Annotated in this window: 11 protein-coding genes and 1 riboswitch; of the genes, 9 read left to right on the top strand and 2 right to left on the bottom strand. The window is 46.9% G+C overall.

The window, feature by feature from the left end; genetic code table 11:
- Positions 1-24 precede the first annotated feature (24 nt).
- From selD to xdhC, 9 genes are all read left to right on the top strand, one after another.
- Positions 25-1,071, top strand: a complete 1,047-nt coding sequence (gene selD, locus K401_RS0101970) for a selenide, water dikinase SelD (protein WP_024291392.1) — start codon at positions 25-27, stop codon at positions 1,069-1,071.
- A gap of 5 nt (positions 1,072-1,076) precedes the next feature.
- Positions 1,077-2,219 carry an aminotransferase class V-fold PLP-dependent enzyme gene (locus K401_RS0101965; RefSeq protein ID WP_024291391.1) on the top strand — a complete coding sequence of 381 codons (1,143 nt, stop codon included), beginning with the start codon at positions 1,077-1,079 and terminating at the stop codon, positions 2,217-2,219.
- Positions 2,216-3,121, top strand: a complete 906-nt coding sequence (locus K401_RS0101960; RefSeq protein ID WP_024291390.1) for a selenium metabolism-associated LysR family transcriptional regulator — start codon at positions 2,216-2,218, stop codon at positions 3,119-3,121. The genes K401_RS0101965 and K401_RS0101960 overlap by 4 nt, the downstream gene beginning before the upstream one ends.
- A 65-nt stretch (positions 3,122-3,186) precedes the next feature.
- Positions 3,187-3,423, top strand: a complete 237-nt coding sequence (locus tag K401_RS0101955) for a putative Se/S carrier protein (RefSeq protein ID WP_024291389.1) — start codon at positions 3,187-3,189, stop codon at positions 3,421-3,423.
- A gap of 273 nt (positions 3,424-3,696) precedes the next feature.
- Positions 3,697-3,792, top strand: a riboswitch (purine riboswitch).
- A gap of 149 nt (positions 3,793-3,941) precedes the next feature.
- Positions 3,942-5,222, top strand: a complete 1,281-nt coding sequence (locus K401_RS0101950) for an amidohydrolase family protein (RefSeq protein WP_024291388.1) — start codon at positions 3,942-3,944, stop codon at positions 5,220-5,222.
- Positions 5,223-5,303: 81 nt separating this feature from the next.
- The gene (locus K401_RS0101945; protein WP_024291387.1) at positions 5,304-6,698 is read left to right on the top strand and encodes an NCS2 family permease; all 1,395 of its coding nucleotides are present in this window, start codon (positions 5,304-5,306) and stop codon (positions 6,696-6,698) included.
- Between the two features lie 190 nt (positions 6,699-6,888).
- Positions 6,889-9,171 (top strand): xanthine dehydrogenase subunit XdhA, encoded by a 2,283-nt coding sequence (gene xdhA / locus K401_RS0101940; protein ID WP_024291386.1) that lies wholly within the window; start codon positions 6,889-6,891, stop codon positions 9,169-9,171.
- 32 nt (positions 9,172-9,203) lie between these two features.
- On the top strand, positions 9,204-10,085 hold the full coding sequence (gene xdhB, locus K401_RS0101935) for a xanthine dehydrogenase subunit XdhB (protein ID WP_024291385.1): 882 nt from the start codon (positions 9,204-9,206) through the stop codon (positions 10,083-10,085).
- On the top strand, positions 10,085-10,579 hold the full coding sequence (gene xdhC / locus K401_RS0101930) for a xanthine dehydrogenase subunit XdhC (protein WP_024291384.1): 495 nt from the start codon (positions 10,085-10,087) through the stop codon (positions 10,577-10,579). Before xdhB ends, xdhC begins: the two co-directional genes overlap by 1 nt.
- A 148-nt stretch (positions 10,580-10,727) precedes the next feature.
- Here the strand turns inward: xdhC and K401_RS0101925 are convergent, their stop codons facing one another.
- Positions 10,728-11,192 carry a TspO/MBR family protein gene (locus tag K401_RS0101925; protein ID WP_024291383.1) on the bottom strand — a complete coding sequence of 155 codons (465 nt, stop codon included), beginning with the start codon at positions 11,190-11,192 and terminating at the stop codon, positions 10,728-10,730.
- Between the two features lie 36 nt (positions 11,193-11,228).
- A complete protein-coding gene (locus K401_RS0101920; protein WP_024291382.1) occupies positions 11,229-12,125 on the bottom strand; it encodes an AraC family transcriptional regulator in 897 nt (298 codons plus the stop codon).
- Positions 12,126-12,168 lie beyond the last annotated feature (43 nt).

Here is a 12,168-nt window from a genome sequence, read left to right as displayed (position 1 = left end):
ATAAGTACAAGGAGAAGAACAGGTATGATACCAGATCATGAAGTGAGACTTACCCAAATGACAAAAACTGCCGGCTGCGCCGCCAAGATCGGCCCTGGAACTCTTGCAGGAGTTTTAGAGAACCTGCCGAAATTCCAGGATCCTAATCTGATGGTGGGGATCGAAACCTCTGATGATGGGGCCATCTATAAGGTAAATGAGGAAACCGCATTGATCCAGACGCTTGATTTCTTCACTCCTGTGGTGGATGATCCTTATACCTTTGGCCAGATAGCTGCCGCCAATGCGCTGAGCGATATTTATGCCATGGGAGGGGAACCCAAAGTGGCTCTTAATATTGTAGCATGGCCCAACTGTGTCAATCCGGCCCTTCTGGGAAAGATCCTGGAAGGAGGGGCCTCCAAGGTCCTTGAGGCGGGAGCGGTGCTGGCCGGAGGTCATTCCATTCAGGATGATGAACCAAAGTACGGGCTGAGTGTGACCGGGTTTGTTCATCCGGACAAGGTTTTTAAAAACTGCGAAGCCAGGCCGGGAGATGTTCTTATCCTGACAAAGCCTTTGGGTACCGGGATCGTCAATACGGCAGCCAAGGCAGATATGGCCTCAAAAGAGGCGAGGGAGGAAGTGATCCGTGTTATGACCTCCTTAAACAAGAAGGCAAAACAGGTGGCAGAACATTATGAGGTACACAGCTGCACCGATATCACCGGTTTTGGCCTGGCAGGCCATGCGGTGGAGATGGCTGACGGCAGCGGGGTCACTATAGAAATATTCGTTAAGGATCTACCGATCCAGAAGGAGGCTCCAAGCCTTGCGCAGATGGGACTGATCCCGGAAGGGGCTTACCGGAACCGTTCCTTTACGGAGGAAAAGGTGGATTTCGGTGACGCAGAAGAGTATATCTGTGATATTTTCTGTGATCCCCAGACTTCCGGAGGGCTTTTGATCAGTGTCTCTCCTGAAGACGGAGAAAAGATCTTAAAGGATCTGGAGAAGGCACAGATGGACACAGCCTACGGCATCATCGGGCGGGTCGTGGAAAAAGAAGAAAAATCAGTAAAGTTGAGGTAAGGGAAATGATCTATCTGGATAATGCGGCAACCACCTTCCGGAAGCCGGAGGAAGTGAGACAGGCTGTGGCTGACGCCATGGTTTCTCTTGGAAACTCCGGCAGGGGGGCCCATGGGGCCTCTCTGGATGCATCCCGCCTGATTTTTGACACCCGCAGGCTCTTGGCGGAGCTTTTCCATGGAGGAGATCCTTCCCGGGTGGCTTTTACAGCCAATTCTACGGCCAGCTTAAATCTGGCAATTCAGGGACTGTTTGAACCGGGAGATCATGTGATCACCACCATGATGGAGCACAATTCCGTGCTGCGCCCATTATACCGCATGGAGGAACAGGGTGTGGAGCTTACCATCCTGCCTGCAGATGAAAAGGGCAGGGTTGGTTATGAGGATTATGAGAAAGCCGTACGGAGAAATACAAAGGCAGTGGTCTGTACCCATGCCTCCAACTTAACGGGAAATTTAAACGACTTAGAAATCATCGGCAATATGTGCAGACGGCATGGGCTCCTTCTGATCGTGGATGCTTCCCAGACTGCCGGAGTATTTAAAATTGATATGGAGAACATGGGAATTGATGTTTTGTGCTTTACCGGGCATAAGGGGCTTTTAGGCCCCCAGGGAACGGGAGGGATCTGTGTCCGGGAGGGAATTTCCATACGTCCTCTCCTTGTGGGAGGCAGCGGAATCAAAAGCTATTTAAAGACTCAGCCGGAGGAAATGCCGGAAGCTCTGGAAGCGGGAACCTTAAACGGCCATGGGATCGCAGGACTTCATGCAGCTCTCCTGTATCTTGAGAAAACAGGAATCGAAACCATCCGGGAAAGGGAGCTTATGCTTATGAGACGGTTTTATGAAGGGGTAAAGGATATTCCTGGAGTCCGGGTATATGGGGACTTTTCGGAAAAAGCACTTCTTTGCCGCGCTCCGGTGGTTGCTCTTAATATAGGAGATTACGATTCCGGGGAAGTAGCTGACGAGCTGGCTTGTTCCTATGATATCTATACCAGGGCGGGAGCCCATTGTGCGCCGCTCATGCACCAGGCTCTTGGCACGGTGGAGCAGGGGGCAGTGCGTTTTTCCATGTCCCATTATAATAAGGAAGAAGAGATCGACGAAGCCATTCGTGCAGTGAGGGAGCTGAGCCTATGAATTTGAAACAACTGGAGGCATTTGTATGCGTAGCGGAAGAAAAAAGCTTTTCGGCTGCAGCCAAGAAGCTTTATTTAACTCAGCCCACGGTAAGTGCCCATATCAGTTCTCTGGAAAGGGAACTGGACGTCCGTCTGTTTGTCCGCACCACAAAGGATGTGGAGTTGTCCCGTGAAGGGGAACAGCTTTATGACAATGCAAGGAAAATGCTGCAGTTGGAAAAAAATATCCTGCGTGATTTCACACAGAAGGATTTAAAAGCGGCAAATAAAATCACAGTGGGCGCCTCTACGGTGCCGGGACAGTATATCCTGCCTCAGATCCTTTCCCTGTTTTCCAGGACCTATCCCGGAAACCAGCTGGAGTTAAAGGAGGCGGACAGCATGGAGGTGGTTCGGATGGTTCAGGAGGGCCAGGTGGAAGTGGGGTTTACAGGAACCCTGGGCTCTGATCCTACCTGTGTCTTTGAACCCTTTTATTTTGACCGTCTGGTGATCATCACTCCCAATAATGACAAATACCGCCAATATGAGAAAACCGGGTTCCCCATGGAGCAGTTTTATGAAGAACGGTGGATCGTCCGGGAAGAAGGTTCGGGCACGAGAAAGGAAGCGGAGCGGCATCTAAGGGATATGGGGGTGGATTTAAACCGTCTGGAGGTTGTAGCCACTATCAGTAACCAGGAAACCATTAAAAAATCCGTGGAAGCGGCCATGGGCATTTCCATCATATCCGGTGCTGCTGTGGATGATTTTGTAGAGCAGGGCTCCCTGCTCCGCTTTTCCCTTGGAGTCGAGGAGGTTTACCGGAAATTGTATATGGTTTGGAGCAAAAATCATAAGCCTGGTAAGGCTGCCAGATTGTTTATACGTTTTGTCCGGGAGCTGTATGCATATTTATAGAATCTTTCTATAGAAAAAGAATGATCAGTGAAGCAGGAATGACAAAAGAAACGCAGGCAAAAAATATGAGAAAAAAAGAACAGAAAATTGTTATCACCTTCCGCACCACGGCAGAGGCCATTGCCCTGGAATCCCAATGCCAGAAAGAAGGGATACCGGGACGGCTCATTCCGGTTCCCAGAGAAATCTCCTCCGGCTGCGGACTTTCCTGGGCAATGCCGGTGGATTGGTCAGGGAATATTGGACAGTGGATGGAAGAGAGGGGACTCCGCTGGGATAAGTACGGAGAGTACCTGATTTAATATCTGGAAAACGACATGTGAAATTATTAACAAACTTAAGAAAAAAGGAGTCAGAAGGAGACGGCTGCGGCAGTTTCTTTCTGGCTCTTTTTTAAAAAAATAATGGCGTAAGATTTATTTATAGAAAAAATCTATTAATTATTTACCGACAATTTGTGCCTTATTAGTAAGAATAGTATAAAATTAGATGAAGTGCACAAAAATAAAAAAGGTATTGACAAATAGTTGTACAATATGATATAGTCAACCTGTCACAAATTACAGGATTTTTCAGTATCAGTATTCATCGGAACTTATATATGCTCATAATTGGTTGAGCGTTTCTACCAACTACCGTAATAGTTGCCTATAAGTTTCCACGCCATAATCAGCCCGGTTTTTTTCCGTGTGTTTATCATGCGCGTGTGAACAATATAGAAATAGCGGTAGTTTTTTATTGCGCAGAATTTTCGGAATTGGTGGGACACTGCAATCAGGGCTGCCGTATTTTATATTTTTGATACGGAATAGGAGGTTCTATGACTGGTGGTAATAATTTTGTATTAAAAGGGAACATTTGTTATAGTGGAGATGCCCGCACTTTAAAGACGGTGGAACAGGGATACTTAGTTTGTCAGGATGGGAAGTCCGCAGGAATTTTTAAGGAGATTCCGGAGCAGTTTAAAGAATACCCTCTTGAAGACTGGGGTGACCGGCTCATTGTACCAGGGCTTGTGGATCTTCATATCCATGCACCTCAGTTCGCCTTTCGCGGCATGGGAATGGATTTGGAGCTTTTAGACTGGCTGAATACCAATACCTTTCCGGAGGAGGCAAAATACGCTGATCTGGAATACGCAAAAAAGGCTTATGGGATTTTTGCGGAATCCATGAAAAAAAGCGCTACGACAAGAGCCTGTATCTTTGGTACCATCCACAGGCAGGCAACAGAGCTTTTAATGGATCTGATGGAGGAAACAGGCTTAAGGACCATGATCGGCAAGGTAAACATGGACAGAAATTCCCCTGATTATTTACGGGAACAAAGTGCCGAAGAGTCAGAGCAGGAGACCCTTCTCTGGCTGGAAGAAACAGGCTCTAAGTATAAAAATGTTAAGCCCATTCTGACACCCCGGTTCATTCCATCCTGTACGGATGAGCTGATGGAACGGCTGGGGCGGATGCAGAAGGAGCACGGGCTTCCGGTACAGTCCCATTTGTCGGAAAACCAGGGAGAGGTAGCGTGGGTAAAGGAGCTTTGCCCGGCTTCCAGATTTTATGGAGATGCTTATGATCAATTCGGCCTGTTTGGAGGAAACGGGAAGACGGTAATGGCTCACTGTGTTTCTTCGTCAGAAGAAGAAATTGAATTAATAAAAGAGCGTGGGGTTTATATCGCTCATTGTCCTCAGTCAAACACCAACTTATCCTCAGGAGTTGCTCCGGTCAGGACCTATTTAGACCGGTCGGTGAATGTGGGGTTGGGAAGCGATGTGGCAGGGGGAAGCGGGGAATCTATTTTCCGTGCCATGTCAGATGCCATTCAGGTGTCAAAGCTGAGATGGAGACTGCAGGATGAAAGCTTAAAGCCTCTTACAGTGGAAGAGGCATTTTACCTTGGAACTTTAGGCGGGGGTTCCTTCTTTGGAAAGGTGGGAAGCTTCCTGGAAGGCTATGAACTGGACGCGCTGATTCTGGATGACAGCAGTTTGCCCCATCCTCAGACCCTTACATTAAGGGAAAGGCTGGAGCGCTTCATTTACCTGTCTGATGACAGGCACTTAAAAGGGAAATATGTGGGGGGAAACAGGATTTTCTAGTTTTACTTATCAAGAGAAGAACTGCATGGGGCAGCTCTTATACAGCAAGGAAAATATTCTAACTATCAAGGAGGTAGAGGTATGGAAACAAAAAAAAGCGGTGGGCTCTTAGAGAGGGTATTTCACTTATCTGAGAATCATACGGATGCAAGGACCGAGATCGTGGCCGGTGTTACCACATTCATGACCATGGCTTATATCCTGGCGGTCAACCCAAGCATCTTAAGCGCTGCGGGTATGGACAGCGGGGCCGTATTTACGGCAACTGCTCTTGCATCACTGTTTGCAACTCTGTTAATGGCAGGACTTGCAAATTATCCCTTTGTATTGGCACCGGGAATGGGACTTAATGCGTATTTTGCATATACTGTAGTCCTTAACATGGGCTATACCTGGGAAATGGCTTTGGCTGCCGTATTCATTGAAGGTCTTATATTCATCGCTCTTTCACTGACTAGTGTCCGTGAAGCGATCTTCAATGCGATCCCTGTAAATTTAAAGCATGCCGTATCTGTTGGTATTGGCTTGTTCATCGCATTTATCGGACTTCAGAATGCGAAAATTGTTGTGGATGGGGCAACTCTTGTAACAATGTTTTCTTTCAAGGGTTCCCTTGCGGATGGTTCCTTCCATACCGTTGGCATTACCGTATTACTGGCGATCATCGGTATTCTGGTCACAGCCGTACTGGTAGTAAAAAATGTAAAGGGCAACATTTTGTGGGGAATTATCTTTACCTGGGTTTTAGGCATGGTCTGTCAGGCAATCGGTTTATATCGGCCAAATCCGGAGCTTGGAATGTTCAGCGTTTTCCCTAACTTTTCATCAGGTTTCGGTATTCCGGACATGAGCCCCACTTTTTTAAAGCTGGATTTCTCCAGGGTAATTTCTCTGGACTTCCTGGTTGTCATGTTTGCGTTTTTGTTTGTTGATATGTTTGATACTCTGGGAACCTTAATCGGTGTAGCTTCCAAGGCAGATATGCTGGATAAAGACGGAAAGCTTCCTCAGATCAAGGGCGCTTTAATGGCAGATGCCGTTGGTACCGCTGCAGGTGCATTATTCGGTACATCCACTACAACCACTTTCGTAGAAAGTGCAGCCGGTGTTGCAGAAGGCGGCAGAACCGGATTAACGGCAGTGGTTGCCGCAATCCTGTTCGGTTTATCCCTGTTCTTATCCCCAATTTTCCTGGCCATTCCGTCTTTTGCAACGGCTCCGGCCCTGGTAGTGGTAGGTTTCCTGATGCTGACCTCCGTTATCAAGATTGATTTTGCGGATTTCACAGAAGCAATTCCATGCTACATCGCAATTATTGCAATGCCTTTTATGTACAGCATTTCCGAGGGAATTTCCATGGGAATCATCTCTTATGTGGTTATTAACGTGATTACCGGAAAAGCTAAAGAAAAGAAGATAAGTACCCTTATGTATGTTTTAGCGGTATTGTTTGTGCTAAAATATATACTAATATAGTTATAAAAAGCAACCCAATAAAGCAGCCTGATTAAAATCAGAACATCCGGTCAACAGATATGGACTGGCGGCGACATCACTTTGATAAGCATTTCATGCTTTGAAAAAGTCTCGTCTCCGTCGGTCTTTTTCATAAGGGGAAGGACCGGAAGCTGTTAACACAACAGAATCAGAAATAGGAGGCGTAAATATGATAATCGGAAAAAGTGTTACCCGTGTGGATGCATTTGATAAAGCCACGGGAAGATCCAAATACACCGATGATCTCTGTGAGAGAAATGCCCTGGTAGCTAAAATCTACCACTCTTCCATAGCCAATGGAAACGTAAAATCGATTGATACTTCAGAAGCCGAAAAAATACCGGGAGTGGTCAAAGTAGTTACCTGTTTTGATGTGCCTAAGAACTATTTTCCAACGGCCGGCCATCCCTGGTCAACGGACATCTCACATCAGGATGTGGCGGACCGGCTTCTTTTAACAGACCGGGTGCGTTTTTACGGTGATGAGGTAGCTGCGGTGATCGCGGAAAATGAAATAGCTGCAAAGCAGGCGATCAGGGCCTTAAAGGTGGAATACGAGGAATATCCCTTTGTTCTTGATGTTCAGGAGGCCATGAAGGATGGGGCACCTCAGCTTCACGAGAAGTATGTCAATAATATTCTGGGCCATTCCAGTATCAGAAAGGGGAATCTGGAAGAAGCTATTAAAGAGCCGGGACTTGTAAAAATTGACCAGTGGTACGATACTCCCATCGTTCAGCACTGTCATATTGAAAACCATATTTGTTTTGCCAGCATGGAAAACGGAAAAATTACCGTGGTTTCTTCTACCCAGATCCCTCATATCGTCAGGAGAGTGGTAGGGCAGGCCCTTGGAATCCCCTGGGGAAGTGTCCGCATCATCAAGCCATATATAGGAGGCGGTTTTGGAAATAAGCAGGATGCTTTGTATGAGCCTCTTTGTGCATACCTTTCAACGGCAGTTGGAGGACGGCTGGTCAAGCTTGATGTGACCCGTGAAGAAACCTTTGTAAGCAACCGTACAAGACATGCTATCCGCAGCCATATTATCAGCTGGGTGCGCCCTGACGGAACCTTTGCCGCCCGTAAACTGGAGTGCTTTTCCAATCAGGGAGCTTATGCTTCTCACGGACATGGAATCGCGGCAAAAGGCATGAATGCATTTCCACAGTTATATCCTTGCGAAAATGTAGAATGTGATGCCTATACAGTATTCACCAATATGCCTGTGGCAGGAGCCATGCGCGGCTACGGCATTCCTCAGGCCATGTTCCCGGTGGAAAGCCAGTCTGATGACATTGCCTTGAAAATCGGCATGGATCCGGTAGAATTCCGCCGTAAAAACCTGATGCCAGTAGGCTATGTGGATGGTTTTTCTAAAAATGAAAATTACTATGACACCTTTAATCAGTGCCTGAATAAGGGAAAAGCCTATATAGATTATGACCGGAAACGAAAGGAATACGCCAACCAGACCGGACTTATCCGCAAAGGCGTGGGCTGCGCAGTATTCTGGTATAACACGGCGGTATGGCCAATCAGCCTGGAAACCTCTTCCTGCCGGATGGTCATGAACCAGGATGGCTCCATACAGGTTCAGCTGGGTGAGACGGAGATCGGCCAGGGGGCTGATACGGCTTTTGGCCAGATGGCGGCGGATACTCTGGGAATTCCTTTTGAAAAGGTTCATGTGATTTCCTGTCAGGATACAGATATCACTCCTTTTGGAACAGGATCCTATGCTTCCAGACAGACTTATGTAGGAGGCTTTTCCATCAAACAGACGGCGCTTATATTAAAAGAAAGAATTTTAAAATATGCCCATGAGCTGACCCGTATGCCGGTCTTTAACCTGGATATCAGGGAAGGAAAGATCGTACGGACCACAGATGGAAGAGAACTAATGACGTTAGGCGAATTGGCAACAGAGGCCTTTTACAGCCTTGCCAACTGCCAGCATCTGACCTCTGAAAGCACTTATCAGATAAAGTCCAACGCTTATTCCTTTGGCTGCTGCTTTGCCGAGGTAGAGGTGGATATTCCCATGTGCAAGGCAAAGCTGGTGGATATTATCAATGTCCATGACTGCGGCCAGCTGATCAATCCGGCTCTTGCAGAGGCCCAGGTCCATGGAGGAATGAGCATGGGAATCGGATATGCCCTTTCAGAACAGCTTCTCATTGATGAGAAAACAGGCAGAACCTTAAATGACAATCTGCTGGATTATAAATTGTCCACTACCATGGATCATCCCCATCTGGAGGCACAGTTTGTGGAAAATTACGAGCCTACCAGCGCATTTGGAACAAAATCCCTGGGTGAGCCCCCGGCCTGTCCAGTGGCTCCGGCCATCCGTAATGCCATTTTAAATGCAACAGGTGTGTCCATGTACCAGATACCCATGACATCTCAGAATTTATTTAAACGGTTCAAGGAAGAAGGACTTATCTGAATGCAACTATTAATAGCAAGGAGGAAAGCTTTATGTATGATATGAAAGCATTATATGAAGCAAATACCGTGGAAGAAGCGGTAAAGCTTCGTTTGGAACATCCTGAGGCCCAGATTATTGCAGGGGGAAGTGATGTTTTGATACAGATGCGTGAGGGAAAACGCGCCGGAAAGGAATTGATCAGCATTTATATGATCAATGAGATAAGGGGCGTGAAAATGGACGAAGAAGAGGCCATACGCATAGGCTCTCTCACCAGTTTCTCCCATATTACCAAGGATCCCATTATTCAGAAATACATCAATGTTCTTGGCGAAGCGGTGGATATGGTGGGCGGTCCCCAGATCAGAAACATTGCCACAATCGGAGGAAATACCTGCAACGGTGTTACCTCAGCAGATTCAGCTTCAACGCTTTTTGCATGGGATGCCATGATCGAGCTGACAGGCCCTGAAGGTGTCCGCCGGATTCCAATCAGCGATTTCTATATAAAGGCAGGAACCGTGGATATCAGAGAGGGAGAGCTTCAGACCGCAGTGATCATTCCGAAGAAAAGCTATAAAGGCTATAAAGGCCATTATATCAAATATGCCAACAGAAATGCCATGGATATTGCCACCACAGGCTGCTCCGTAAATATAAAGCTGTCAGAGGACAAAAAGACCGTGGAAGACGTGAGAATCGCTTATGGAGTGGCAGGCCCTATTCCAATGCGTACGAAAAGTGCGGAAAACTTAGCAAAGGGCCAGCCGGTGTCAAAAGAACTGGCAGAGGCCTTTGGAAAAGAAGTCCTTGCAGACATCAATCCCAGAGACAGCTGGCGCGCCTCAAAGGATTTCCGTAAGCACATTGCTGTGGAAATGGCAACCCGCTGTTTCATAGAGTCAGTGAAACTTTCAGGAGGTGAGATCTAATGCCGGTACAATATAAGTTGGTAAAATGTACCATCAACGGAAAATACACGGAAACAATGGTGGATGTACGGGCATCCCTGACCGATATGTTACGGGATGATTACCGTCTGACTTCCGTGAAAAAAGGCTGTGAGGTAGGAGAATGCGGAGCCTGTAACGTGATCATAGACCATGAGTGTTACAATTCCTGTATTTACCTGGCCATATGGGCAGAAGGAAAAGAAATTAAGACCCTGGAAAGCCTGATGGGTCCAAATGGAGAGCTTTCCGATATTCAGCAGGCATTTATAGACGAGGCAGCAGTCCAGTGCGGATTCTGCACGCCGGGATTTATTATGTCAGCGGTGGAAATTCTGGAAAGCGGAAAAGAGTATACAAGAGATGAACTTAGAAAGCTGATGTCCGGCCATCTATGCCGGTGCACAGGCTATGAGAATATCTTAAATGCGGTGGAAAAAACCATGCTCCGCAGATTGGGAAAGCTGCCTGCCTGATTGCAGCTTAAAACAACCGAAAACGCAAGGCCAGAGCAACGAAACAGTTGCCTTGACCTTGCGTTTTTGTTTTTGTAAAAATTACTGGTTTTACACATTCTATTAAAAAATTCCCGAAATTCTCAAAAACAATGCATTTTCTTATGCATTAATTAAGAAATACGATCCCCAGGTTTAAGTATGCGGCAAAGGTGACCCACAGCAGGTAAGGGATCTGCAGGACAGCAGCATCGGGACTGACAGACCAGAAGGCCGCTATCATTTTCAGGATAAAGTACCAAAGAAAAAGGAGAACCAAAAAGGCCAGGAGATAATTATTTAAGTTAAAGAACACCAGGTTCCAGAGAAAATTCAGCAGCAGCTGGATTCCATATAACCTGAGGGACTGGTTTTTCCTGTGGGAGGGCGAGGAAGCGGCCAAATAAGAGCCGATTCCCATGAGGATATATAGAACCGTCCATATGATGGGGAGCAGCCAGCCGGGAGGAGAAAAGGCAGGATGATTCAGGCTTTTGTATATGGACAAGCCGTTCCTCGTCAAAAATCCGGCCAAAGCCCCGACCACTAAGGGAAAAGCGATATAAGCAGTACGTATCCTTTGGTTTCTGTCCACATGGATTCTCCTGTCTTGCATTTGTTACTATCTTATTCACAGAGAAGGGGGAATATCCATGCGCCTCCTGAATTCCCTGGGAGTCATACCGAATTTTTCCTTAAAGATCCGGTTAAAATAAGACAGATTGTTAAAACCGGTCTCCCCTGCAACGGTAAGGACTGAATCCTCGGAGGAGAGGAGCAGCCTGGAGGCCATTGTCAGGCGGTAATCGTTTAAATAAGCGGTAAAGGGCAGCCCCATGGTCTTTTTAAAGAATTTCATAAAATGAGACTGGCTCATGCCGCAGGCCCGGGATACTTCTTCTATGGAAAGGGATTCACTGTAATGCTGTTCCATGTATTTAAGAATCTGCCGGGTCCGTTCCAGCTCCTTGGGAGGGCGGGAAGGAGGGGGAAGAGAAGCTTCCTCAATACCCCAGAGAAGAAAGAACAGTTGGAACAACTTCCCCTTGATTAACAGTTCATAGCCTTCAGGAAATGTTTCCCGGATCTGGTCGATCCGGTCCAGGCAGGAAGCGATCCCGCTGTAACCGGGAAGGCTTTTGGTCATGAGTACCGGAAGTTTTTTTTGTCCCCGGATGATGGGAGAGAAGTAAGTTTCCCAGCACATATCCGGCTGCCTGGAACCTAACAGGCTTAAGTTGAAAATAATGTTCTCATACTCCATGGATTCCTGTTTCCATTGCTTTATGGTATGGAGCTTTCCGGGGCAGACCAGGACAATATCTCCAGCCTGGACCTCATATGGGACAAAGTCCACCGAGACCTGCCCGGTTCCTTTTTTGATATAGATGAATTCCATTTCATCATGCCAGTGAAGGGGAACCTTGTTAAAATCCAGGGGGATGGTGCAGGGATAAGTCAGGTAAGGAAAATCGGAAGGGTCCTGTTCCCGTTTTTCCTGATAGTTTTCGTACTGTATGATATTCATAGAACTCCTGTTTTTCGTGATATTTCAGCAGTTAATGATAGTA

The organism is Lacrimispora indolis DSM 755 (assembly GCF_000526995.1).
In the GTDB taxonomy this organism is placed as follows: Bacteria; Bacillota; Clostridia; order Lachnospirales; family Lachnospiraceae; genus Lacrimispora; species Lacrimispora indolis.
The sequence above is the reverse complement of the archived record's forward strand: the minus strand, read 5'-3'. Positions and strand labels throughout refer to the sequence as shown.

What these genes read in the sequence shown, in the direction of transcription:
- selD (WP_024291392.1), top strand. Translation starts at nt 25, where the DNA reads ATGATACCAGATCATGAAGTGAGACTTACCCAAATGACAAAAACTGCC.
- K401_RS0101965 (WP_024291391.1), top strand. Translation starts at nt 1,077, where the DNA reads ATGATCTATCTGGATAATGCGGCAACCACCTTCCGGAAGCCGGAGGAA.
- K401_RS0101960 (WP_024291390.1), top strand. Translation starts at nt 2,216, where the DNA reads ATGAATTTGAAACAACTGGAGGCATTTGTATGCGTAGCGGAAGAAAAA.
- K401_RS0101955 (WP_024291389.1), top strand. Translation starts at nt 3,187, where the DNA reads ATGAGAAAAAAAGAACAGAAAATTGTTATCACCTTCCGCACCACGGCA.
- K401_RS0101950 (WP_024291388.1), top strand. Translation starts at nt 3,942, where the DNA reads ATGACTGGTGGTAATAATTTTGTATTAAAAGGGAACATTTGTTATAGT.
- K401_RS0101945 (WP_024291387.1), top strand. Translation starts at nt 5,304, where the DNA reads ATGGAAACAAAAAAAAGCGGTGGGCTCTTAGAGAGGGTATTTCACTTA.
- xdhA (WP_024291386.1), top strand. Translation starts at nt 6,889, where the DNA reads ATGATAATCGGAAAAAGTGTTACCCGTGTGGATGCATTTGATAAAGCC.
- xdhB (WP_024291385.1), top strand. Translation starts at nt 9,204, where the DNA reads ATGTATGATATGAAAGCATTATATGAAGCAAATACCGTGGAAGAAGCG.
- xdhC (WP_024291384.1), top strand. Translation starts at nt 10,085, where the DNA reads ATGCCGGTACAATATAAGTTGGTAAAATGTACCATCAACGGAAAATAC.
- K401_RS0101920 (WP_024291382.1), bottom strand. Translation starts at nt 12,125, where the DNA reads ATGAATATCATACAGTACGAAAACTATCAGGAAAAACGGGAACAGGAC.